We start from the raw sequence: 25,032 nt of genomic DNA on the forward strand, positions 1-25,032 counted from the left end.
ATGCCATTAAAATCATTAACAATCAACGGATTCAAATCTTTTGCTGATAAAACAAAGATTGACTTTACAAGTGGAATTACAGGTATCGTTGGACCGAACGGAAGTGGAAAGTCGAATATTACTGAAGCGATTCGTTGGGTCATGGGCGAGCAATCAGCCAAAAGCTTACGTGGTGATAAAATGGCCGATATTATTTTTGCCGGTAGTGATACACGTTCACAAATGAATCACGCTGAAGTTATTTTAGAGTTTGATAATTCACATAAAGAATTGAAATCTGATCAAGAAAATATTTTGATCAAACGTAAACTATATCGTAATGGTGATACGGAATTTTCAATTAATAATAAAGATTGTCGTCTCAAGGATATTACTGAACTATTTATGGATTCAGGTATGGGTAAACAATCTTTTTCAATCATTTCACAAGGTCGAGTTGAGGAAATATTCAATAGCAAGCCAGTGCAAAGACGTTCAATTATTGAAGAGTCCGCTGGGATTGCTTTATTTAAGCAAAAAAAAATTCAGGCTGAAAGTAAGTTGTCAGAAACGACTGATAATTTACATCGTGTTTCTGATATTGTTTCCGAATTGGCCAAACAAGTTGAACCATTAAAAGAACAGGCTAGTATCGCTAGAGACTATCAAACACAAAAAAGTCAATATGATGCGATTTATCAACAGATTTTGACGATTGAAATAAAAGATACTTCTATTCAAAAGCGCAAAGTTAATAATGAGTTGCGCGAAGTTAAGCTAAGTCTGCAAGAAATTGAGAAAAAAGTTAAACAATCTACGGCCGATCTTAATGCCAACCGAACAAGAATCAGTGAATTTACTAAAAAAATTGATGATCATCAGAATGGCTTAGTAGAAAAAACTCGAGCCTTGGAAATTTTAAATGGTCAAATAGCTGTTGCTGATGAGAGAAATGGATACAATACTAGTACGCAAGATTCATTAAATGACCGTTTAGAAAAACTGTTGAATGCTAAGAAAACTAGTCAGATACAATTAGCAACTTGTCAAAAATCTTTGGATGACTATCAGCAAAAAATTAAGTCATATCAAAAAGAATTGAAAGAAATTGAACATTTAAAAACACAAACGCCTGAAGATCTCCAAAAAGAAATTGATCAAATTAGAGATCAGTACGTTAATAGCTTACAAGAGCAAGTATCAAATAATAATGAACAAAAATTCAGTCAACGACAATTAGCAAGAATTTCTGAGTTAGAGCAAGAGCAAAGTACGAATACTGACAAAGTTGCAGCTGAAATTGACAAACTAAATCAGTCGATTTCTACAACTAATCAAGAAATTGACAAGTTGGTCAGTGATAATCAAGACTTGATCAAAAAAGGTCAGACTATTTCCGCTTCTATCGATCAAGTGACTGAACAAGGTCAAAATGAGAATCAGGATTATTTGCATGAATTAGAGAATCTTCAAGAAATCAAGGCACGTAAAACTGTATTGGAAAATATGGAGCAAGAACATGCTGGATTTTATGAAGGTACAAAAAACATTTTGAATAATCAACAGTCACTCGATGGAATAGTTGGCGCTGTTGCTGAATTGATCATAGTTCCTAAAAAATATCAATTGGCAATTGAAACAGTTGTCAGCAATCAATTGCAGTCGATCGTAACTAAAGATGAACCTGCCGCCAAACGTGCCATCGCATTCTTAAGACAAAAAAATGCTGGTCGTGCGACTTTCTTGCCTCAAAATATTATTCAACCTAGGAGTGTTTATTCAACTGATTTGAATGCAGCTCATAGTGTTGTTGGATTCATTGATGTGGCAAGTAATTTGGTTGAATTTGATCAAAGTGTTAATAATATTGTTCAAAATATCTTGGGTAATCTATTGATTGCGACTGATATTGATGCTGCTACAAAAGTTTCTGCAGCCGTTCATCGTAAATATCGTGTCGTTACGCTCGATGGTAATGTTGTCAATGCTGGAGGTTCTTTGACAGGTGGACAAAAACGTCGAGTAAATTCAAGTCTTTTAAGTAGAAAAGAAGATTTGAAGGAATTAGTGGCTCAATTGTCCAAAAAAGAACTGATCCTTGATCAAAAACAAAAGTCAGTTTCAGATCTGCGTGAGAAGCTAATTAGCTTACGTCAAGAAAAGTCCAGTGTTGACAAAGATTTAGAGTCTTTTAATCAAAAGAAGAGCAGTCTGAACAGTGATTTATCCACCCAACAAAATGAATTAAAACATTTTGAAAGTCAACGGTCAGCTTATGAGTATAATCAGTCTAAGACAAAAGCTGAGAAAAAAGAATTAGCTGACAATTTAGATAATCAATTGAAAATTGCTGAGGATTTAAAGAAAGAATTAATCAAATTACAGTCCGCTATTGATGATAAGCAAAAGACTCTGAATGATTTTGATTCTAAACTGTCATCTACTAATGAAAAAATTCAGAAGTATCAGACTGATTTGGCTGTTGTTAAGAGTAATTTTGAGAATGAGAATAATCAGCATAAACGCTTGATTTCTGAAATGGAATCTAATGATGAACAGATCAAAGAATTAAAGATTCGCTTAGATCAATTGAATAATGAAAAGAGTACGTTAGATTTAAGTAATTCTGAAATCAAATCTAGAATTGAAAACTTGAATACTGAAATCACTCAATTGAAGAAAACTTTGAGTTCTTTGCAAGATCAACGTGATCAAGAAGAAATCAATGCTAAAAAATTAAACGAACTAGCTCAAAGAAACTTTGATCTGCAAAAGTCTGCTTCTGACCAACAAGAGAATTTAGCTATTCAAGTAACTAAATTAACTAACCAGATTGACAGTCGCTTAGATATATTGGCTAAGGATTATCAGTTAACATATGAAGCTGCTATGGTCAATTTGAAGAAACAAGATGCTGATCCAGATGAATTGAAGAAAAACGCCAATTTGCTAAAGATGGGGATCGACGAGTTAGGTCCGGTAAATATTTCTGCGATTGCTGAATATGATAAGGTTAAAGATCGCTATGAATTTTTGACACAACAACAAGATGATCTTTTAACTGCCAGAAAACAGTTGATGGATACAATGTCAGAGATGAATAATGAAGTTATGACACGCTTTAAGAGAACTTTTGATAGCGTAGCCGCAGCCTTTGAGACAATTTTCCCAGAGATGTTTGCAGGTGGACGTGCCAAATTAGTTTTAACCGATCCCAGTAACTTGTTAGAAACAGGCATTGAAATCATTGCACAGCCGCCCGGGAAGAAATTTCAAAGATTGAGTCTACTATCCGGTGGTGAAAAGGCTTTAACAGCCATTACGTTGTTGTTCGCTATTATTAAAGTACATCCAGTTCCATTTTGTATTTTGGATGAAGTTGAAGCGTCACTTGATGATGCCAATGTTTATCGCTTTGCTAATTATTTAAATAAATATGACGATAATACAGAATTTATCGTAATTACCCATCGTAAGGGTACAATGATGAATGTTAACCGTCTTTATGGCGTTACAATGGAGGAATCCGGTGTTTCTAAAATGTTATCTGTTGAAGTAGAAAAATAAGGAGATTAATATATGGGACTTTTTGATCGAATTAAAAAAGCCTTTACTGGCAAAGAATCTGAACCAAAAGAAACTGAAAAAGTTGATGAAACCGCCAAAAATACTGAAGAGCCTGAAGTAAATTCTGCTGATAAAACTACTGAATCAGAGGATATTGCTTCTAAATCAGATGAAAGCAAAACTGAACCTGAAGAAAAAAGTGATGCAGAATTTGAACCAGAACAAAATGACGAACTTGAAGAATCAGAAGTAGAATCAAAACCTGAACCAGTAGAGCCTAAACAGAAAATTAAAGAAGAAGTGGATGAGACTTCTGAAAATTCTGAACCTGAAGAAGAGACTACCGAGTCAGAAGAGACTGAAGATTCTGAAAATGCTGAGGTTGAAGAAACTCCAGAAGCAGAGTCTGAACCAGAAGAAAAAGATGATGTTAAGGAATATGACGAAGGGTTAAAGAAGAGCCGTAATTCATTTAGTGCTCGTTTTAATCGTTTCTTGGCTAACTTTAGAAGTGTTGATGAAGAATTCTTTGATGATTTGGAAGAATTATTGATTGAATCTGATGTTGGGTATGAAACTGCTATGCGTCTTTCGGATGAATTGCGTGAAGAAGTTAAATTAGAAAATGTTAAAAAACGTTCTGATGTATCTGATGTTATCGTTAAAAAGTTAGTAGATATGTATGATGAAGAAGGTAAGGAAGAAGACAATAGTCTTAAATTCAGTAATGATAAGACGCCAACAGTATTCTTATTTGTAGGTGTTAATGGAGCTGGTAAGACAACGACAATTGGTAAACTAGCTCATCGTTACCAACAAGAAGGTAAGAAGGTTCTTCTAGCTGCTGGTGATACATTTAGAGCAGGTGCTATTGAGCAACTTCAAGTCTGGGGTAAGCGTGTTGGGGTACCCGTTCAAGCAAGTAAGGCCCAAACTGATCCCGCTTCAGTTGTTTTCGATGCTGTTCATCGTGCTGTTGAGGAAGACTTTGATATTCTTTTAGTTGATACTGCTGGTCGTTTACAAAATAAAGAGGGATTAATGCGTGAGTTGGAAAAAATCAAGCGTGTTATCACCCGTGAGTTGCCGGAAGCACCTCAAGAAGTGCTCTTAGTACTTGATGGATCAACTGGACAAAATGCTTTGAGTCAGGCTAAACAATTTAATGAAACAACTGACGTTTCAGGAATCGTTTTAACTAAAATCGACGGTAGTTCTCAAGGTGGTATTGTCTTGGCAATCAGAAATGAACTTCATATACCGGTTAAATTAGTTGGTCTTGGAGAACAAATGGATGATCTGCGTGATTTTGATCCTGAGAAATTTATTTATGGGTTATTTAAAGAATTAATTGTCGGTTCTGGTGAATAGTATGGAAATTGATGAAACAACCAAGGTAAATTTGTTGTATAACTTTTATCATTCTTTACTGACAAAGAAACAGAGCCAGTATTTGAATTTATATTATGTTGAAGATTTTTCGCTTAGTGAAATTTCTGAACAGTTAGAAGTTTCTAGGCAAGCGGTATTGGACAATTTGCATCGGTCCGTTAGTCTGTTAGAATCATTTGAGAAAGAACTTGGTCTCATTAAGAAGACTCAAGAAATCGATGATATTTCAAAGAAACTTGACCGAGTTGTTTTAGACAGATATCCAGAAGATAAAGAGCTTAGTGAACTGGTAAATCGTATTTCAAAAATAAATGAGATGTAGGAGTAAGAGATGGCTTTTGAAGGATTAAGTGAACGACTTCAAAAAGTTTTTTCCACGTTGAGAGGTAAAGGAAAACTTTCTGAAGATGATGTTCGTAAAGTAATGCGTGAAGTTAGAATGGCTTTACTTGAAGCTGATGTTAACTTTGATGTCGTTAAAGATTTCGTTAAGCAAGTTAGAGAGCGTGCTTTAGGCGCTGAAGTAATGGACAGTTTGAGTCCATCACAACAAGTTATCAAGATTGTTGATGATGAGTTAACCAAGTTGATGGGTGAAGAGGCTGTTCCTTTGAACAAATCTCCACATATACCAACAATTATTATGATGGTTGGTCTTCAAGGTGCTGGTAAAACTACCACAGCTGGTAAGCTAGCTAAATATTTGATTAATAATGAAAAGGCTCGTCCAATTTTTATTGCAGGTGACGTTTATCGTCCAGCTGCCATTGAACAGTTAAAGACCGTAGCTGAACAAGTTGGAGCACCAGTTTATGAAGAAGGTACTGATAAAGATCCAGTTGATATTGTCAAGAATGGATTAGCTCAAGCCGCTGAAAATAAAAATGATTATGTAATTATTGATACTGCCGGTCGTTTGGAAATTGATGACAAATTGATGGACGAATTGACTAGGATCAAAGAGTTAGCACATCCAAATGAGATCCTCTTTGTTGCTGATTCTATGACTGGTCAAGTTGCTGCTAAAGTTGCACACGGTTTTGATGAGCAATTAGATATTACCGGTGTTGTATTAACTAAGCTTGATGGTGACACTCGTGGTGGTGCCGCACTTTCAATTCGTGCCGTTACTGGTAAACCAATCAAGTTTATTGGACAAGGTGAAAAGTTAGATCAACTAGATGTCTTCCATCCTGATCGTATGGCCAACCGTATTCTTGGTATGGGTGACATGCTTACTTTGATCGAAAAAGCTCAAACTGATTACGATGAAAAACAAGCCAAAGATATGGCTGAAAAAATTCGTGAGAATAGTTTTGACTTTAACGACTTTATTGATCAAATGGATCAGATCCAGAAGATGGGTCCAATGGATGAATTGATGAAGATGATTCCTGGAATGGCCAACAATCCTGCTATGGCTAATGTTAATATTGGCGAAAAGGATATCGATCATTTGAAGGCTATTGTTTATTCAATGACTCCTAAAGAACGTGAGAATCCTGATCTGTTAAATCCTTCAAGACGTCGCCGTATCGCAAGCGGTTCTGGACGTAATGTTCAAGAAGTTAACCGTATGATCAAGCAATTTAAACAATCACGTGACATGATGAAACAGATGAGTAAAGGTAACATGTCTGGCATGGAACAAATGATGGGTGGCGGAATGTCTGGTAAGTTGGGCAAGATGGCCATGCATTCAATGGTTAAAAAACAAAAGAAACGTAAGAAGAAGCGTTTAAAGAAGATTAAACGCTTTAAGTCATAAAAAAAACGATGGTGTAAAGAAAAAAACTTTACACCATTATTTTTTTTGTGTATACTAACAAAGTTAAGTATTTAGGAGGAAACAAAATATGTCAGTTAAGATTAGAATGAAACGTATGGGTAGTAAGTTAAGACCTTTCTACAGAATTGTTGTTGCTGATTCACGTGCACCACGTGATGGTCGCTTCATCGAACAAGTTGGTTATTACAACCCAATCGCTCAACCAGAAGAAATCAAGTTGGACGATGACAAAATTATGGACTGGTTACAAAAAGGTGCACAACCTTCAGATACAGTTCGTAACTTGCTTAAGACACATGGTATTATGCAAAAATATCATGAAAACAAATATTCAAAATAATGAATAAGTAAAATGGGATCAGATAAAACTTTGTTTTGTCGTGGTCCTATTTATTTATGTGGAGGAATAAATGGCTGATAATTTATATCGAGTCGGAACAATTGTTAACACTCATGGAATCAAAGGCGAACTGCGTATTATTCCAATTACAGACTTTCCTGAAGAACGTTTCAAAAAGGGCGCTAAACTCTTTTTAAAGAAATCAAGTGATTCAAAAGAATTTATCGTTGAGTCATCTCGTAAACATAAGAATTTCATTTTGATCAAGTTTAAGGGATACGATAATATAAATGACGTTGAACAATATGTTAAATCAGAATTATTTTCTAACGATGAAGTAAAACCAAAGCTTAAAGATGGAGAATTTTTCTACAGTCAAATTATCGGGTTGAAGGTTGTTGATGAACAAATCGGTGAAATAGGAACAATTAAAGAAATTATGGAATTGGGTCCAAATGATGTTTGGGTCGTAAAGAGTCCTAAATACGATGAAGTATTAATTCCATATATTGATGATGTAGTAAAAAAAGTAGATCTCGAGAATGAAGTTATTAATGTCGAGATCCCGGATGGATTGATAGACTAATGGATATAACAGTATTAAGCATTTTTCCTAAGATGTTTCAGGCTTTAAATGAGTCTTTAATTGGTAAAGCACAAGAAAAAGGGCTAGTTAATTTGGATGTAGTTGATTTTAGAGATTTTACTACAAACAAACAAAATCATGTTGACGATTCTCCTTACGGCGGTGGGGCAGGTATGTTATTGCAGGCACAACCTATCTATGATGCCATGGACTATGTTGAACAAAAGAAGCCGGGTAAGAAACGAGTTATATTACTCGACCCAGCTGGTAAAACTTTTAATACTAAGACTGCTAGAGATTTTGCAAAGGAAGATCAGTTAGTATTTATTTGCGGTCACTATGAAGGTTTTGACGAACGAATCAAAGATTTGGTTACTGATGAAGTTTCAATCGGTGATTATATTTTAACTGGTGGGGAATTGCCAACTATGAATATGATTGATGCCACTTTAAGATTTGTACCCGGGGTTTTAGGTAATTCAGTTTCTGCCGAAGACGAGTCCTTCTCTCATGGATTGTTGGAATATCCACAGTATTCTAGGCCAGCAGATTTTCGCGGCAAGAAAGTACCAGAGGTCCTAACTAGTGGAGATCATGAAAAAATTCGTATCTGGCGTCTGAAAGAATCATTGAGAAAAACTCTAGAACGCCGACCTGATCTATTAGATACAGTAGAGTTGAATGATGAAGAGAAAAAATTACTTCGTGAAATTCGTTCCGAAAATTAGTTTACAAATAAGATTCAATAATGTAATATTGTAAGAGTGTTTGAACACATATTAACGATATTCCGCTGTGTATTAATTAAGATACATAAGAGTGTCGAATTAGGAGAAATTATTTATGAAACCATTAATTCAAGATATTACTAAAGAACAACTACGTTCTGATATTCCTGACTTCCGCCCTGGTGACACTGTTCGCGTCCATGCCAAGGTTGTTGAAGGTTCACGTGAACGTATCCAGTTGTTTGAAGGCGTTGTAATTAAGAGACGTGGAACTGGCGTTAGTGCTACTTATACTGTTCGTAAGATGAGTAGCGGTGTTGGTGTTGAAAGAACATTCCCACTAAACACACCACGTGTTGAAAAAATCGAAGTTATTAGACATGGTCTTGTACGTCGTAGCAAGCTTTACTATCTACGTGATCGTAAAGGTAAGGCAGCACGTATTAAAGAACGTCGTCTTGAAAAATAAGCAAATTGTAAAGACACTTCGGTGTCTTTTTTTGTATCCAAACAGATATCTTCAATAAGGTATCTGTTTTTTTATTATCCTTAATTATTTAAACACGTATAATTATTTGAATAATCGGCTATAATAAGTTTTTGAATGTCAATTATACGAACAATAAGATTAATTTTATGAATTTATGTACGTAAATTGATTGAAAAACACGTATAGGATTGATAAACTGATGACATACTTTAAGGAGAAAGTGGCTTATGAAAGATGTAGCAGTAATTATGGGTTCAGTTTCAGATTTACCAACGATGCAGAATTCGATCGATACATTGAAAAAGCTAAGTGTTGAATATGAAGTTCATGTGATATCAGCACATCGAATGCCTGAAGAGATGTTGAATTTCGCTAGGAATGCCTCCGGTAATGGAATTAAAGTTATAATCGCCGGAGCAGGTGGAGCAGCACATTTGCCTGGAATGATAGCAGCAGCAACCACGTTACCCGTCATTGGGGTCCCAGTGCAGTCAAAGGCTTTAAATGGGATGGATTCGCTGTTGTCGATTGTTCAAATGCCAGGTGGTATTCCTGTAGCCACAATGGCAATTGGTAAAGCAGGAGCGATTAACGCCGCTCTCATGGCTACACGTATCTGTGCGTTAACTAACTTAGAATATTTGAAATCGTTATCTGACTATCAAGAAGCAATGCATGATAAGTCAATAGAAAGTGGGAATGATCTTGAATAAATATCATTTACCAGGTGAAACCATTGGCATTATTGGTGGAGGACAATTAGGTCAGATGATGGCTTCTATAGCTAAAGAAAAAGGGTATAAGGTTATAATCTTAGATCCGACCAAAAATTGTTCAGCGGCACAAGTTTCAGATGAACAAATAGTTGCTGAATATGATGATTTGAATTCTCTGATTAAATTAGCTAAAAAATGTGATGTTTTAACCTATGAATTTGAAAACGTCGATGCTGAAACAATTGAAGAAATAACAAATTATACTGATGTGCCTCAAGGAACAAAAGCTTTGATAGTTACTCAAAATCGTATTAGAGAAAAGAATTTTCTTTCTGATAATAAGTTTCCAGTTGTTCCGCATACAATTGTTAAAACGTTTGACGATTTTCAGAATGGATTGAGAGATTTGAATTATCCAGCAATTTTGAAAACAGTTGAAGGTGGTTATGACGGTAAAGGTCAAATTTTGATTGAAAATGAAACTTTTGATGAAAGTGCGGTTAAAAAATTAATTGAATTTGGAACTTGTATTTTAGAATCAAAGATTGAGTTATTAAAAGAAGTTTCTGTAGTTATTTCATCTAATTTAAATCAACAGCATTCAATTTTTCCATTGATCGAAAACGAACATCACAATAATATTTTGCATATTAGTAACTGTCCAGCAAGAATCAACAATGAAATCGTAGAAGAAACATATCAAATAGCACAACAAATTGCTCGTCAATTGAATTTGGTCGGAACAATGTGTATAGAATTCTTTATTTCCAAAAGTCAGAAAGTTTATGTAAATGAAATTGCACCTAGACCGCATAATTCAGGTCATTTGACGATTGAATCATGTAATATTTCTCAATTTGATGCTCATATTCGGGGAATTTGCGGTTGGCCAATGCCAGAAGTTAAGTTATTCAGTTCAACAGTTATGATCAATTTATTAGGTCAACATATAGAAGCAGCGAAGGCTGACTTGCTTAGGCATACAGAATGGAATTTCCATGACTACGGTAAAGATATCTGCAAGGTTAATCGAAAAATGGGACATATCACTATTTTAAGTAATGATGTGGAACATACGATAAGTGCGCTAAAACAAAACCCAATTTGGAAGGATTAAGTGTTTGTGATGAATAAACGGCTAATATATTCTGGAAAAGCAAAAGATGTTTTTGAAACTGATAATGATAATGAATTGATACTTTTTTATAAAGATCAAGCTACAGCATTAAATGGTATCAGAAAGGAACATATTACTGGAAAAGGTAATTTGAATTGTAAAATTTCTTCCCTAATATTTCATTACCTAATGAGAAATGGAATTGAAACCCACTTAATAAATGACTTGTCAGATAATGAACAGCTGGTTAAGAGAACAAAATTAATACCAATTGAAGTTGTTTTAAGAAATACGATTGCTGGTAGTTTCGCTAGAAAATTTGCGTTAGATGAAGGTAAAAAGCTCGATCCGCCGGTTATTGAATATTATTTTAAAAGTGATGAATTAAATGACCCAGCTATAAATGAATCACAAATTGAATCAATTGGGATTGCCAATGAATCTGAATTACAAGAAATTAAAAAACAAACTTTAGCAATAAATAAGCTTCTTGTTGAATTATTTAATCAAGACAAACTAGATCTTGTGGATTTTAAATTGGAATTTGGACATTTTGAAACGGGGATTATTCTAATTGATGAATTTTCGCCTGATAATTGTCGATTGTGGGATCAAACTAGTCATCAATCTTTTGATAAAGATGTTTTTAGGAAGAATGAAGCTGATTTGGTTACTACATACAAAAAAGTTTTAGACCGATTAGAAGGAGTCAGATAAGTATGAGTTTAGTTAAAGTTTATGTGACATATAAAGAATCAATTCTCGATCCACAAGGTGAAGCAATTAAAAAAGCAATCCACGGAATGGGACATACTTCGATAAATGACGTACGGATGGGTAAGTATTTTGAACTGAATGTTGATAATAATATTTCTGATATTGATTCAGAAATTAACTTGATCTGTGATAGCTTGTTGGCAAATCCTAATATGGAAACTTATCGCTACGAAATATTGGAGGATGCGGAATGAAATTTGCTGTGATTGTATTCCCGGGATCTAATTGCGACAAGGATCTGTATTTTGCGGTAAAAGATAGTATTCATGCAGAAGTTGAAATGATCGATTATAGAGAGACATCGTTGGATGGATTTGATGCCGTATTGATTCCTGGTGGCTTTTCATATGGCGATTACCTGAGAAGTGGTGCCATAGCGGCTCATGCTCCCATCATAAAAACAATAAAAAAGATGGCTATTTTAGGAAAACCAATATTGGGAATCTGTAATGGATTTCAAATCTTAACTGAAATTGGATTGTTACCTGGGGCTCTAATGAGGAATCGCCAAAATAAATTCATTTGTGAAACAGTTGATTTGAGAGTTGAAAATAGTCAAACAATTTTTACTAGTGAATATGATTACGATGAAATAATTAATATTCCCGTAGCTCATGGTGAAGGTAACTACTATTGTGATATTGCCACCTTGAAACAAATAAATGATAACAATCAGATCGTCTTTAGATATGCTTCAGATATTAATGGAAGTGTCGATAATATTGCTGGAATAATAAATAAAGAAGGCAATGTTTTAGGAATGATGCCACATCCAGAAAGAGCCTTAGAAGAAATAATTGGTTCAGATGATGGCTTGAAAATGTTTCAATCAATTTTAAAATCACATATGAATAGGGTGAATCTATAAATGACTGAACCGACTGCCGAAATGATTCAAGAAACCAAACTCTATAGATCTTGGGGGTTAAGTGACCAGGAATTTCAAACTATAGCTAACGATATTTTAGATAGATTACCAAACTATACGGAAACTGGATTATTTTCTGTAATGTGGAGTGAGCATTGTTCTTATAAGAATTCAAAGAACGTTTTGCGTAAATTCTCCAATAAGAGTGAAAGAGTGCTTGCCGGCCCAGGTGAAGACGCTGGAATAATTGATATCGGCGATAATCAAGCCATTGTATTTAAGGCAGAAAGTCATAATCATCCTTCGGCAGTCGAGCCATATCAAGGGGCGGCTACTGGTGTTGGTGGAATAATTAGAGATATTTTTTCCATGGGTGCCACACCGATAGCATTATTAAATAGTTTGAAATTCGGTGATTTGGATGATGCTCACACTAAATATTTAGCCGAAGAAATAGTCTCAGGAATTGGTGGCTATGGAAATTGTATTGGTATTCCAACTGTTGGGGGTGAAATTGCCTTTCAAGCCAGGTATAAGAAGAACCCAATTGTAAATGCTATGTGTGTAGGTTTGATTGATCATGATGATGTTAAATACGGTAAAGCTACTGGTAAAGATAATTTGATAGTTTATGTAGGTGCCAAGACTGGTCGCGATGGGATCCACGGCGCAACTTTTGCATCGGATGAATTCACTGACAGTAACAATACACAAAGGTCAGCAGTTCAAGTTGGCGATCCTTTTATGGAAAAATTGTTGATGGATGCATGTATAGAACTAGTGCATGAGCATTCTGATTGGATCATGGGGATTCAAGATATGGGAGCGGCTGGACTAGTTTCTTCTACAGCTGAAATGGCCTCAAAAGCGGGTAGCGGTCTGATCCTAGAGTTAGATAATGTCCCACAAAGAGAAACGGAAATGACTCCGTATGAAATTATGCTTTCAGAATCTCAAGAGAGAATGGTTTTATGTATAAAACCGAAATACCGCCAAGAGATTATTGACTTTTTTACGGATAAAATGCTTGACGCTGTCGTTATCGGTAAGGTAACTATGGATGGTAAATATAAAATTTATCAACAGGGAAAAGTAGTTTGTGATATTCCAATTTCTGGATTAGTGGATGATGCACCTGAATATAAACACGTGGGGATTAAACCGGATAGAATTACGGATAGTAAAGAGCAGTTTAAACCAGAGATCGAATCGCTTGAAGATACATGGTTAAAAATTTTGGGACAACCGACCATATCGTCCAAAGAGTATTTTTATAAAACTTACGATTCTCAAATTAAAGCTAATACTGTAGTTAAACCAGGTAGTGATGCGTCTGTTGTACGTGTTAGGGATACGAAAAAGGCAATTGCTATGACTAACGATGGTAATTCCAGAATGGTATATGTAGATCCATTTATTGGAGGTCAAATGGCTGTGGTCGAGGCAGCTAGCAATCTTGTTGCATCTGGAGCTATTCCTATTGGCATAACAGATTGTTTAAATTACGGGAATCCTGAGAAGCCAGAGATATTTTGGGAGTTTGAAAAGAGTGTCAGCGGGATGGCTATGGCTAGTAGAAGATTAAATATCCCAGTCGTATCTGGAAATGTTTCGTTATATAACGAATTTAATGAAATAGCAATTTATCCGAGTCCTATGATCGGAATGACCGGATTGATTGAAGATATTGATAACGTGGTTACTCAAGGTTTTAAGGATTCAGGTGATTTGATTTATTTAATAGGTGAAACGAGAAATGAATTTAATGGCTCTGAAATTCAGCAATTACAAATGCATGATGTGAAAGGTTCATTAAATAAAATCAATATGGATCAAGTAGAAAGTAGGTTCAATCTGATTCTGAAGATTATCACTAATAAGTTAATAAACAGTTGTCATGATTTATCAGAAGGTGGATTATCAGTCGCATTATCCGAGGCGGCATTTGAAAATAAATTAGGATTTCAGTGCGAAGTTAATATGCCTACGGAGTATTTATTTTCTGAAACACCAGCCAGATTCGTTGTATCTGTTTCTAAGGATAATCAAAAAGAGTTTGAAGATTTAATCGGTAACAATGGAGCAAAAATAGGTTTTGTAACCGATGATAATAGAATGAATATCAAAACAATTGATACAGAAGCAACGATTGAATTAGATGAAGCAATTTCTATTTGGAAAGGGGCCATATCTTGTTTAATGAAAAAGAATTAAATGAAGAATGCGGTGTCTTTGGAGTATGGGGTGTAGAAAATGCTCAATACTTAACTTATCTTGGATTACATAGTTTGCAACATCGTGGCCAAGAAAGTGCCGGAATTGTTTGTAATAATAATGGAAAATTAGATGGATACCGTAATTTGGGACTGTTATCGCAAGTTTTTGATAAGCCAGAGTATCTTGAGAGATTAAGCGGTAATTCGGCTATTGGTCATGTCAGATATTCGACAGCTGGTGAAAATAAAATTGAGAACGTACAACCTTTATTCTTCGATTTTACGAATGAACAATTTGCTTTAGCTCACAATGGTAATTTAACTAATGCGGTTACTTTGAAAAAAAAGTTGGAGCAGGTAGGCGATATCTTCATTTCTAGTTCTGATTCAGAAATATTAATGCATTTGATCCGTCATTCTAGTGAGATATTATTTGAAGATAAAATTAAGGACGCATTAAAACAAATTCAAGGCGGATTTGCATACATTCAACTGACCAAAGATTCTTTAATAGTGGCTTTAGATTCTCATGGTCTTAGACCATTGTCGATTGGAAAATTACCAGAAGGTGGATACGTAGTGGCCAGTGAAACATGTGCATTGGATGCAGTATCGGCTGAGTTTGTAAGGGATGTACAACCTGGTGAGTTGATTATTATTAATGGCAATGGGATGAAAATAGATAAGTGGACTAATGACACTAAGATGGCCATATGTTCAATGGAATATATATATTTTGCCAGACCAGATTCTAATATATTGGGTGTTAATGTTCATATTTCTCGTAAAAAAATGGGAATGAACTTAGCTAAAGAAAAACCAGTGACCGCAGATATCGTAGTGGGTATCCCTAATTCCTCTCTTCCAGCAGCTAACGGCTATGCTGAAGCTAGTGGATTACCTTATGAAATGGGATTAATAAAGAACCAGTATATGGGACGAGAATTTATCCAGCCAAATCAAGCTTTAAGAGAAAAAAGTGTTCGCCAAAAATTGGCAGCTGTTAAGAGTGTTATTAAAGGTAAGAAGGTCGTACTAGTTGATGACTCAATTGTTAGAGGAACAACTTGTGCCTATATTGTTCAACTATTAAAAGATGCTGGGGCGATTGAAGTTCATTTGAGAGTTGCCTCGCCGCCATTCAAATACCCAAGTTTCTATGGTATTGATATTCAAGATCCAAAGGAATTAATAGCGGCTCAAAAAACTAAAGAGGAAATGCGTCAACAATTTGGGGCCGATTCACTAGAATTTTTGAGCGAAGAAGGGTTGATTTCAGCAATAGGATTAAATTTTGATGCACCGTATCAGGGCTTAGATTTGTCATATTTTAATGGTGATTATCCAACACCTTTATATGACTATGAAGAAAAAGTATCTGAAGTTTTGAAGGTCGGGAAGGAATAAATCGATGGATCCTTATGAAAAAGCCGGTGTAAACGTAAATTCTGGATATGAAATTTCTGATTTCGTAAAAAATAGATTAGCTAGAAGTGCCAGTAATATTGGCCATTTTGGTGGAGTTTTTGAAATACCAGAAGGATATGATCATCCTGTCTTGGTTTCTAGTAATGACGGCGTGGGTACCAAGTTATTATTAGGAATACAAGGTAAAAAACATAACACGGTGGGGATTGATTGTGTCGCTATGTGTGTTAATGATATTTTGGCCCAAGGTGCTAAACCGCAATACTTTTTAGACTACATTGCTACATCTAAAGTAGAAGACATTGTTAAACAGGTTTTAGATGGAATTTTAAAGGGCTGTGTTATTGGAGATTTAGAACTTATTGGTGGTGAAACCGCTGAAATGCCCGATATGTACGCTGAGAACACTTATGACTTGGCCGGATTTGCAGTAGGTATAGCAGAAAAATCACAACTTATGAATCCTAAAAAAGTACATGTTGGCGACAAATTAATAGGTGTAGCTTCAAGTGGGTTACATTCTAATGGTTTTTCTCTTATCAGAAAGATTTTCTTTAAAGATAACAACTTTAAATATGAATCAAGACTTAAAGAATTTCCTGATCAAGCTTTAGGGGATATTTTGATGACGCCAACACGAATCTATACGGAACAGATTGCGCCGTTATTAGATCGGGATGTTCTTAACGGAATTGCACACATTACTGGTGGAGGATTTTACGAAAATATTCCTCGAATGTTGCCTGATGAATTGCAGGCAAAAATTGATTCCTCTTTATGGGAAGTCCCAGATATCTTCAAAGTGGTTAAAAAGTATGGGAAATTATCTAATGACGATATGTTTCATATTTTTAATATGGGCGTGGGGATGGTACTGGCAGTTGATCCCCAAAATGAACAATCTGTACTTGATAGTTTAAATCAGAAAGAAAATCTTGGATTTACTATTGGAGAAGTAGCATCGAATTTGGATACGGCTGTAAAGTTAGTGGGTGAGTTGTAGTGAAAGTTGCAATATTTGCATCAGGTAATGGAACTAACTTTGAAGCTTTGGCTGATGATAAGATGTTAAAAGAAAATGGCTTAGAGATAGTATTGCTAGTTTGTGACAAGCCGAAAGCTGCAGTAATAGAAAAAGCTAAGCTAAGAAATATTCCTATTTTTATAAATAAATTAAGTGACTATGAGACCCGTTCTGATTACGAACAAGCCATTGTCAATTATTTAGAGCCAATGCATATTGAATATATTTTGTTGGCAGGCTATATGAGGGTAGTTACTAAAACCCTATTAAATGTTTATCCTGGAAGAATAATTAATATACATCCGTCATATTTGCCAAAATTTTCAGGTTTAGATGCTATTGCGAGAGCTTTTAATTCTGGAGAAAATTCAACCGGCGTAACAATTCATTATATTGATGAGGGTGTAGATACAGGTTCGATAATTCGACAAGAGACAGTACCCATATTGGATTCGGACACCGTTGACACACTCGAACAACGTGTACATGACAAAGAACATGAGATATATCCAGAAGTAGTTTTGAACTTATTAAAAAAATATTAGGTGGAAAAATGATGAAAAATGCTCTTATCAGTGTCTCAGATAAAACTGGAATTGTAGAATTTGCTCAAGGATTAATATCAGTAGGTTATTCAATTATTTCGACTGGTGGAACATATAAGAAATTACAAGAAAATGGAATTACAGTGACTGAAATTGATGAAGTGACTGGATTCCCCGAGATACTTGATGGTCGGGTTAAGACTTTACACCCTAAAGTTCATGCCGGGTTATTAGCAAAACGTTCGGATCCAAAACATATGGAAACTTTGAAAAAAATGGACATTGAAACCATTGATCTCGTATGTGTGAATTTATATCCGTTTAAAGAAACAATTTCCAAAAAAGATATTAAATTGGCAGATGCAATCGAACAAATCGATATCGGTGGTCCTTCTATGCTACGTTCCGCATCAAAGAATTTTGAAAGTGTTTATGTCGTAACTGACAAAAATGATTATTCAACGGTTTTGAATGAGATAAAAGAAAATTCTGGTGATCAAATTGAATTTAGACGATTACTTGCTGCCAAGGCGTTCAGACATACTGCTGAATATGATGGTATTATTTCAAATTATTTGACTGATATTTCGACAGAAGAATTTCCAGAATCAAAGACGATTCCCTTGGAGTTCAAGCAATCATTACGATATGGTGAAAATTCACACCAATCAGCAGCTTTTTACAAAAATTCTATGCCAACAGAATACTCGATTGCCTCCGCACAACAATTACATGGTAAAGAATTGTCATTTAATAATATTCGAGATGCAGATGCAGCAATTAGAATTGTTTCCGATTTCGATACGCCATGTGTGGTTGCACTAAAACACATGAATCCTTGTGGAATTGGAACAGATGAAGTGGATATCTATTCAGCTTGGCAAAAGGCGTATGAGGCTGATACTATGTCGATTTTTGGTGGGATCGTGGTAGTTAATCGTGAAGTTGATGAGAGAATTGCCAATGAAATGCATAAGATCTTCTTAGAGATCGTTATTGCGCCAAGTTTTTCTAAGGAAGCATTGGAAGTACTTGAATCGAAGAAGAATATTAGGTTATTGACTTTAGACTTTAGTAAGGTGGATCTAGCCGATAAATTTGATTATACTTCTGTACTGGGTGGAATCCTCATGCAAGAGCGTGATACTACAATTGATTCTTTTGATGATTTTGAAGTAGTGACTAAGAAACAGCCAACTGAAGAAGAACGCAAAGCGTTATTATTTGGACAAAAGGTTGTTAAACATGTCAAAAGTAATGCAATTGTTGTGACAACTACTGATATGACGCTGGGTGTTGGTGCAGGTCAAATGAATAGAATCGGTTCTGTGAAAATCGCAATTACCCAAGCTGAAGATACGTTTAAAGATAATCAAAAAGTTCCATTTATCTTGGCTTCTGATGCCTTCTTCCCAATGGATGATTGTGTAAAATACGCCGCTGAACATGGCGTTACAGCAATCGTTCAACCAGGTGGATCAATTCATGATCAAGATTCAATTGATATGGCTGACGAGTATGGTATTGCTATGGTTTGCACCGGTCGCAGACATTTTAAACATTAGATCAGGAGTATAGATATGAGAATATTAGTAGTTGGTTCTGGTGCCAGAGAAGATGCAATTTGTAAGTCACTCATGAAGAAATCAGGTAATGATGTTTTCTGTGCCCCGGGTAATGTTGGTATGAGCTTATTTAATATTAAAACGGTTAATATAGCAGAGAACAATTTTGTTAAGCTTGCTGATTTTGTAATTGATATGGGAATTGACTACACAATCGTTGGACCGGAACGTCCTTTGACTGATGGAATAGTAGATTATTTTGAAGAAAATGGATTAAAGGTCTTTGGTCCAAATAAAAAATCAGCCCAAATCGAAAGTTCAAAGTTATTTTCTAAAAATTTGATGAAGGCGGCCCATATATCGACAGCTTTTTATGAAGAGTTTACTGACATAAAAATTGCTAATGAGAAATTAGAAAGTTCAGTATTACCAATCGTGATAAAGGCTGATGGTCTAGCAAGCGGTAAAGGTGTATATGTTATAAACGATTTAGCAAATGGAAAATCAGTTATAAATGAATTATTGGTTGAACATAAATATCAAACAGAAAAAATAATTATTGAAGAGTTCTTAGACGGTGAAGAATTTTCGTTAATGGCATTCGTTCATGGAAATAAATTCTATCCGATGCCAATAGCACAAGATTATAAACGTGAATCAGACGGAGATAAGGGTAGTAACACAGGTGGAATGGGTGCCGTCTGCCCCGTTACAAATATAGATAAAAGTATAATTACCAATGCATATGAGAATGTCCTAGAACCATTTGTCAATGAAATGTATCGGCAAGGTGTTGATTATACAGGAGTTTTATATGCGGGATTGATTTTGACAGATTTAGGATTAAAAGTTATAGAATTTAACGTAAGATTTGGTGATCCTGAGACTGAAGTAGTGTTACCAAGAATCAAATCCGATTTATCAGAGGTAATATTTGGACTTTTAAATAATGAGTCATTAGATATTGAATGGAAAAATGAGGGCACTGATTTAGGAGTTTTTGTGACCAGCCAAGGATATCCAGATAATCCACAAGTTGGTAATATTATTGATTCTAAAAAGAAATTTTTGAACTACTCAGATGAAATAAATTTTGCGGGAGTAGCTGAAAAAAATGAGAATCTTTTAACCGATGGTGGTAGATTATTCTGTGTTCATGCACATGCAGATGATTTAACTGAGGCACAAGATAATGTTTATTCGTTCTTAGATAGTGTAGATGCAACCAATATTTTCTATCGTCGTGATATTGGTAAAAATTCGGTATAAAAATAGGCACGACCTCATATTGAGGTTGTGCCTATTTTGCTCGATAAGTTAAATAGTCTAATAATTTTTGACTCGCTAAAGACATAGTTTGACGATTTTTCATTGCCACAGATATTTGTCGGTTGAGTGGCTTGGATAATGGTTTAGCTAAGATTTTGTAGGAGCACTTTTGGAGGATCAATTTAGGTAAAATACTTATGCCTAATCCATTTTCTACCATAGACATAATTGCATAATCATCCCAAGTAGTGAATTGTATATCGGGATGAATATTGTTTTCTTCAAAATAATCTATTAAAAGAGAATTTCTATTTTTGTCTAATAGAATAAATTTCATATCATTCAACTTATCAGTTGGAAATTCAGTGTAATCTTTAAAAGGACTATCTTCTGGTAGGATTACCATTAATGGATCTTGTTCCAACGGGATAGTATCAAAATTTTTAGAATTCGGAGTTCTAATAAAGCCTAGATCCACTCTGCCGTTTGTAATCCATTCTTCAATTTCGTGGTAATCACCGAGGAGCAATTCAAATTCTATTTTAGGATAGTCTTTTTTGAAAGCGGCTATTATTTTTGGTAACCAATGTGTGGCAACACTTGAAAAAGTGCCGATCCTTATGGTGCCAGATTGTAGTCCATTTAATTCGTCAACAGCAGACATCAGCTTTTGATAATCATTATTGAGATTCTTAATATATGAATACAAAAATTTGCCATCAGATGTTAGTGACAAGCCGGATTTATTGCGATCGAGTAGTGAAATATTCCATTCTTTCTCAAGATCAGCAATCATTCTGCTGATCCCAGATTGAGAGTAATTTAATTTTTTGGCAGCTTTAGTGAAACTTCCTAGTTCAATTGTTTCGACAAAGGCAATGTATTTTTGTAAGTTGGTGTCCATTTAGTAAACTCCTATATATTTGAAATTGTAATGTTAAGCATGATAAACATTCGCTTTTGTAATTAATCATCTCATGTTAACCTAATTGTGAAATGAATTAAAGAAATGAGATGAACAAGTTGTTTTATATTAGTGATATTAAAGAAACACGTCCAGAGGAATGTACAACTCCATTACAAGAAAAGGTTTATGACACTTTAGATGAATTAAAACTTCCGTATAAAAGAGTCCACACTGACGAGGCCATTACTATGGATGACTGTACTTTGATCGATGAAAAGTTAGATATGAAGATGGTAAAGACACTATTCTTATGTAATCAAAAGAAGACGTCATTTTACTTGTTTATCACTACCGGTGATAAAAAGTTTAAGTCAAAGGATTTCAGTCATGCACTGGATGTTTCAAGAGTATCTTTTGCTCCTAAAGAACTCATGGATCAAATGATAGGCACAAAAATTGGTGCGGCAACTATATATAGTGCCTTGATTGATGAGAATAATGATGTAAAAATTGTTATAGATAAAGATGTTGTCAATGAAGAATGGTATGGATGTTCAGATGGTACGACAACTGGTTATATGAAAGTTAGTACGGATGATATAATCAAAAGACTTTTGCCAATAACTCACCATACACCAGCAATTATTGAAGTTTAGAATTAAAAAAACCTTATGAATGACTGAATTTATTTATCAGTCATCATAAGGTTTTTATTTAGAATATTTCGGAACGATATAATCCAACTACTTTTCCTAATATTTCAACGTTGTTTAGAATAATGGGGTCCATAGTGTCATTTTCTGGTTGAAGTCTATAATGGTCTTCTTCTTGATAGAATCGTTTGCAAGTTGCCTCGATATCTTCGGTCATCGCAATAACGATCTCACCGTTGTTTGCAGTATTTTGTGAGTGGACAATTACGTAATCTCCATCAAAAATACCGATATTGATCATACTTTCTCCGTGAATTTCCAACATGAACAATTCACCTGAATCGCGGTTCAAGTCAGGTGGTACGGGGAAGTAACCATCTGGGTTTCTTTCGGCTGTGATAGGTTGTCCAGCGGCAACAGCACCAAGAATAGGAATTTGTGTTGACTTGATGCCGATTGAATTTAGACCAGCAGTAGTCAGTTCGATGGCTCTTGGCTTTGTAGGGTCTCGTTGGATGAAACCTTTTTTCTCCAATCTAGATAAATGACCATGTACAGTTGATGTTGAAGATAAATCAACTGCTTCACAGATCTCTCTGACTGTTGGAGGATATCCGTGATCATCTAAATAATCATGGATACATTGTAAAATTTGGGATTGTTTAGAAATCTCGACTTTTGACATTAAAACACCTCATTGTTAGTATCTTATTTAGATTGTATCAAAATTATGATACAAATTCAAACAAGTGTTCGCTATACAGGGGTGTTTATTAATGAAAGAGCAAGAAGAACTAATTGCTAAGATAAATGAGCTAGCTCATAAAGCTAAAGATGGCACGATCACACATGAAGAAGAGAAACAGCAAGCTGCTTTGCGTGAAAAGTATTTGGAGAATTTCCGTGCAAGTTTTCGTTCACAAATAGAAATGATGAAAGTGTATGATAAAGAAGGAAAAGAAGTAACTCCTAATAAAGTTAAAGAAATTCAACGTAAAAAGGGATTACGTGACGATTAGTCTTTTAATTTAGTGAGTTTTTTTGTAGTATTATTAAATGTATAGAAAGGGTGAACGATAAATGTTGACAATTATTCTTGTCGCAATCATTGCTTTATTAGCGGGATTGGCTGCAGGTTTCTTTATTGCTAGATGGTACATGAAGAAGTACTTTGAAGAAAATCCACCAATCAGTCCAGATATGATCAAACAAATGATGGCACAAATGGGACAGAAGCCTTCACAAAAGAAGTTGAACCAAGTGATGAGCTCAATGAAAGCCCAACAAAAGAAAAAGAAATAAAAAAACTAGACACAATGTCTAGTTTTTTTATTTGTTCTTTTTGACGGGAACATATTTGAAGCTGGGATCGATTTCCTTATCAATATCTTTCCAGCTTTGTTCCATATCTTCATTTACTTTTTTAGTTTGCTCATCGTCTAGTTTTGCCTTAAAATCAAAATCGATCTCTGGTCCGACACCAATGGTTATTTGTTGATGTTTTAGCAGTCCGGAGAATTTTAAAGGTCCTTGATAAACGAAGGGTACTAATGGAGCTTTTGAAAGCTTGGCAATTAATGATGCGCCACCTTTTAAATCTTCAGAGTAACGTGTTCCAGATGGGAACATGATCAAAACTTGACCTTTTTTCTTCAGTGCTTTGACTGGAGTCTTGATAACTGAAGGTCCGGGATGTTTACGATCAACTGGAAAGGCATGTGCATGATTTAAAATAAAGCGGATAATTGGATTTTTGAATAGTTCTATTTTGGCCATAAAAGTGGCCTCTCTTGGTGCAATAACAAGGGCAAAGAAAACGGGTTCCCACCAAGTTCTATGAGGTGCCACAATGATATAAGGGCCATCAGGCAGGTTCTCTTTTCCAACAACATTAAATCTACCATTTAAAATGAAAACTAATCCCTTAACAAAAGCTCGGATAAATTTATAAAACATAAAGTTATCATTCTCCCTAAAATTAATTTTACTTAAATAAAATACCATAAAGTAGGTACATAATGTCTAATTTGTCTCAAGATATCATTTCAAACAGTGGTGTGCGTATCTTTCAAGATAAGCAACTCTACTCCTTTAATCTCGATACCATTTTACTCTATAACTTTGCCAAACCTGCAAAAAAAGGTGCTGTTGTCGATCTATGTTCAGGTAATGGTGCCATCGGGATAACTTTGACACATAAAACTAAAGCAACAATATATCTGGTTGAATTGCAAAAAGAATTGTCAGATTTAGCTCAAATAAGTATTAATGAAAATAATTTGAATGCTCAAGTGAAACTGATCAATGATGATCTGAAGAATGTTCAAAATTATATTTCACATGATACTATTGATTCAATTGTTTGCAATCCACCTTATTTCGCGGTTGAGGATAATTCAAAAATGAAGGACAATCCGGTTCTAGCAATTGCCAGACATGAAATCAAAACTGATTTGTCGAAGGTCTTATATGCATCTAAAGTGTTGCTGAAAGAAAATTCTCATTTATTCATGGTTTATCGACCAGAAAGGTTAAGTGAGTTGTTTAAAAATATGCTGGACAATAGATTGCAACCTAAGAGAGTTCGTTTTGTTAGATCCACCAAAAATAAAGATGCCAACCTGGTTCTAATAGACGCTATTAAAACGGTTAAGTCAGCCTCGCTAAAAGTTGAACCTGATCTTGTCATTTATCAAGATGGAGAGTTTACTAAGGAGGCAAAGTCGATCATTGAAGGATAGCTATTATGTTTATATGCTTTTGTGTGCGGATCAAACTTTTTATATTGGAACTAGTAACAATGTTGAAAAACGTGTTAAAACACATAATTCAGGTAAAGGGGCCAAGTATACTAAAACCAGACGCCCAGTCCAGTTACTTTATACTGAAACATTACCCGACAAATCGTCAGCCTTAAAGCGAGAAATAGAATTAAAAAAATTTACTCGTGTTAAGAAAGAAAAATTATTATTGAATGCTGGAATAAATTGGCGTAACTACTTGATTAAATAGTCTTTTTTCTATATAATATTTGCTTGTATTGAATACACACACTTAACGATTCTGTTGACGGTGC

27 protein-coding genes are annotated in these 25,032 nt (G+C 34.9%); 24 read left to right on the forward strand and 3 right to left on the reverse strand.

Annotated elements, in window-relative coordinates:
• The 19 genes from smc to purD all read left to right on the forward strand — a co-directional run bounded on the left by smc (nt 1) and on the right by purD (nt 20,396).
• Nucleotides 1-3,546, forward strand: a complete 3,546-nt coding sequence (smc, locus tag EKM60_RS00940) for a chromosome segregation protein SMC (RefSeq protein WP_125711659.1) — start codon at nt 1-3, stop codon at nt 3,544-3,546.
• Nucleotides 3,547-3,558: 12 nt separating this feature from the next.
• Nucleotides 3,559-4,917, forward strand: coding sequence for a signal recognition particle-docking protein FtsY (ftsY, locus tag EKM60_RS00945; protein ID WP_125711660.1), 1,359 nt, complete (start codon nt 3,559-3,561; stop codon nt 4,915-4,917).
• A gap of 1 nt (nt 4,918) precedes the next feature.
• Nucleotides 4,919-5,260 carry a YlxM family DNA-binding protein gene (ylxM, locus tag EKM60_RS00950; protein WP_125675764.1) on the forward strand — a complete coding sequence of 114 codons (342 nt, stop codon included), beginning with the start codon at nt 4,919-4,921 and terminating at the stop codon, nt 5,258-5,260.
• A gap of 9 nt (nt 5,261-5,269) precedes the next feature.
• A complete protein-coding gene (gene ffh, locus EKM60_RS00955; protein WP_125711661.1) occupies nt 5,270-6,706 on the forward strand; it encodes a signal recognition particle protein in 1,437 nt (478 codons plus the stop codon).
• An 88-nt stretch (nt 6,707-6,794) separates the two neighbouring features.
• The gene (gene rpsP / locus EKM60_RS00960) at nt 6,795-7,067 is read left to right on the forward strand and encodes a 30S ribosomal protein S16 (protein ID WP_125711662.1); all 273 of its coding nucleotides are present in this window, start codon (nt 6,795-6,797) and stop codon (nt 7,065-7,067) included.
• A 70-nt stretch (nt 7,068-7,137) separates the two neighbouring features.
• Entirely contained in the window at nt 7,138-7,653 is a 516-nt protein-coding gene (rimM, locus tag EKM60_RS00965) for a ribosome maturation factor RimM (RefSeq protein WP_125711663.1), read from the forward strand.
• Nucleotides 7,653-8,381: a tRNA (guanosine(37)-N1)-methyltransferase TrmD gene (gene trmD / locus EKM60_RS00970; protein ID WP_125711664.1), complete on the forward strand. Its 729-nt coding sequence runs from the start codon at nt 7,653-7,655 to the stop codon at nt 8,379-8,381. Before rimM ends, trmD begins: the two co-directional genes overlap by 1 nt.
• Before the next feature lie 115 nt (nt 8,382-8,496).
• Nucleotides 8,497-8,850, forward strand: coding sequence for a 50S ribosomal protein L19 (gene rplS / locus EKM60_RS00975; RefSeq protein ID WP_125711665.1), 354 nt, complete (start codon nt 8,497-8,499; stop codon nt 8,848-8,850).
• Between the two features lie 248 nt (nt 8,851-9,098).
• Nucleotides 9,099-9,584, forward strand: coding sequence for a 5-(carboxyamino)imidazole ribonucleotide mutase (gene purE, locus EKM60_RS00980; RefSeq protein WP_125711666.1), 486 nt, complete (start codon nt 9,099-9,101; stop codon nt 9,582-9,584).
• A complete protein-coding gene (gene purK / locus EKM60_RS00985; protein ID WP_125711667.1) occupies nt 9,577-10,704 on the forward strand; it encodes a 5-(carboxyamino)imidazole ribonucleotide synthase in 1,128 nt (375 codons plus the stop codon). The genes purE and purK overlap by 8 nt, the downstream gene beginning before the upstream one ends.
• Before the next feature lie 9 nt (nt 10,705-10,713).
• On the forward strand, nt 10,714-11,421 hold the full coding sequence (gene purC / locus EKM60_RS00990) for a phosphoribosylaminoimidazolesuccinocarboxamide synthase (RefSeq protein WP_125711861.1): 708 nt from the start codon (nt 10,714-10,716) through the stop codon (nt 11,419-11,421).
• Between the two features lie 2 nt (nt 11,422-11,423).
• On the forward strand, nt 11,424-11,675 hold the full coding sequence (purS, locus tag EKM60_RS00995; RefSeq protein ID WP_125711668.1) for a phosphoribosylformylglycinamidine synthase subunit PurS: 252 nt from the start codon (nt 11,424-11,426) through the stop codon (nt 11,673-11,675).
• Nucleotides 11,672-12,349, forward strand: coding sequence for a phosphoribosylformylglycinamidine synthase subunit PurQ (gene purQ, locus EKM60_RS01000; protein WP_125711669.1), 678 nt, complete (start codon nt 11,672-11,674; stop codon nt 12,347-12,349). Before purS ends, purQ begins: the two co-directional genes overlap by 4 nt.
• Nucleotides 12,350-14,563: a phosphoribosylformylglycinamidine synthase subunit PurL gene (gene purL / locus EKM60_RS01005; protein ID WP_125711670.1), complete on the forward strand. Its 2,214-nt coding sequence runs from the start codon at nt 12,350-12,352 to the stop codon at nt 14,561-14,563. It abuts the gene before it with no gap.
• Nucleotides 14,542-15,972: an amidophosphoribosyltransferase gene (gene purF, locus EKM60_RS01010; RefSeq protein WP_125711671.1), complete on the forward strand. Its 1,431-nt coding sequence runs from the start codon at nt 14,542-14,544 to the stop codon at nt 15,970-15,972. The genes purL and purF overlap by 22 nt, the downstream gene beginning before the upstream one ends.
• A 4-nt stretch (nt 15,973-15,976) precedes the next feature.
• Nucleotides 15,977-16,996, forward strand: a complete 1,020-nt coding sequence (gene purM, locus EKM60_RS01015) for a phosphoribosylformylglycinamidine cyclo-ligase (protein ID WP_125711672.1) — start codon at nt 15,977-15,979, stop codon at nt 16,994-16,996.
• A complete protein-coding gene (purN, locus tag EKM60_RS01020) occupies nt 16,996-17,562 on the forward strand; it encodes a phosphoribosylglycinamide formyltransferase (protein ID WP_125711673.1) in 567 nt (188 codons plus the stop codon). The genes purM and purN overlap by 1 nt, the downstream gene beginning before the upstream one ends.
• Nucleotides 17,563-17,573: 11 nt before the next feature.
• Nucleotides 17,574-19,127, forward strand: a complete 1,554-nt coding sequence (gene purH, locus EKM60_RS01025) for a bifunctional phosphoribosylaminoimidazolecarboxamide formyltransferase/IMP cyclohydrolase (protein WP_125711674.1) — start codon at nt 17,574-17,576, stop codon at nt 19,125-19,127.
• A 15-nt stretch (nt 19,128-19,142) separates the two neighbouring features.
• The gene (gene purD, locus EKM60_RS01030) at nt 19,143-20,396 is read left to right on the forward strand and encodes a phosphoribosylamine--glycine ligase (protein WP_125711675.1); all 1,254 of its coding nucleotides are present in this window, start codon (nt 19,143-19,145) and stop codon (nt 20,394-20,396) included.
• A gap of 31 nt (nt 20,397-20,427) precedes the next feature.
• On the opposite strand, the gene EKM60_RS01035 is transcribed toward purD, so the two are convergent.
• Nucleotides 20,428-21,300, reverse strand: a complete 873-nt coding sequence (locus EKM60_RS01035; protein WP_125711676.1) for a LysR family transcriptional regulator — start codon at nt 21,298-21,300, stop codon at nt 20,428-20,430.
• 110 nt (nt 21,301-21,410) lie between these two features.
• On the opposite strand from EKM60_RS01035, the gene EKM60_RS01040 reads away from it, so the two are divergent.
• Entirely contained in the window at nt 21,411-21,959 is a 549-nt protein-coding gene (locus tag EKM60_RS01040) for a prolyl-tRNA synthetase associated domain-containing protein (RefSeq protein WP_225426969.1), read from the forward strand.
• A gap of 58 nt (nt 21,960-22,017) precedes the next feature.
• On the opposite strand, the gene lexA is transcribed toward EKM60_RS01040, so the two are convergent.
• Entirely contained in the window at nt 22,018-22,641 is a 624-nt protein-coding gene (gene lexA / locus EKM60_RS01045) for a transcriptional repressor LexA (protein WP_125711678.1), read from the reverse strand.
• Between the two features lie 91 nt (nt 22,642-22,732).
• Here lexA and EKM60_RS01050 point away from each other — a divergent pair, with 91 nt between their 5' ends.
• Both EKM60_RS01050 and EKM60_RS01055 read left to right on the forward strand, forming a co-directional pair.
• Nucleotides 22,733-22,975, forward strand: coding sequence for a DUF896 domain-containing protein (locus EKM60_RS01050; protein WP_125711679.1), 243 nt, complete (start codon nt 22,733-22,735; stop codon nt 22,973-22,975).
• A gap of 61 nt (nt 22,976-23,036) precedes the next feature.
• A complete protein-coding gene (locus tag EKM60_RS01055) occupies nt 23,037-23,258 on the forward strand; it encodes a YneF family protein (protein WP_057763709.1) in 222 nt (73 codons plus the stop codon).
• 27 nt (nt 23,259-23,285) lie between these two features.
• On the opposite strand, the gene EKM60_RS01060 is transcribed toward EKM60_RS01055, so the two are convergent.
• Nucleotides 23,286-23,912, reverse strand: a complete 627-nt coding sequence (locus EKM60_RS01060) for a lysophospholipid acyltransferase family protein (protein ID WP_125711680.1) — start codon at nt 23,910-23,912, stop codon at nt 23,286-23,288.
• Between the two features lie 62 nt (nt 23,913-23,974).
• Here EKM60_RS01060 and EKM60_RS01065 point away from each other — a divergent pair, with 62 nt between their 5' ends.
• A complete protein-coding gene (locus tag EKM60_RS01065) occupies nt 23,975-24,697 on the forward strand; it encodes a tRNA1(Val) (adenine(37)-N6)-methyltransferase (RefSeq protein WP_125711681.1) in 723 nt (240 codons plus the stop codon).
• Entirely contained in the window at nt 24,687-24,968 is a 282-nt protein-coding gene (locus EKM60_RS01070; protein ID WP_225426970.1) for a GIY-YIG nuclease family protein, read from the forward strand. Before EKM60_RS01065 ends, EKM60_RS01070 begins: the two co-directional genes overlap by 11 nt.
• Nucleotides 24,969-25,032 lie beyond the last annotated feature (64 nt).

The sequence above is a fragment of the Companilactobacillus kedongensis genome (assembly GCF_003946625.1).
Classification (GTDB): domain Bacteria; phylum Bacillota; class Bacilli; order Lactobacillales; family Lactobacillaceae; genus Companilactobacillus; species Companilactobacillus kedongensis.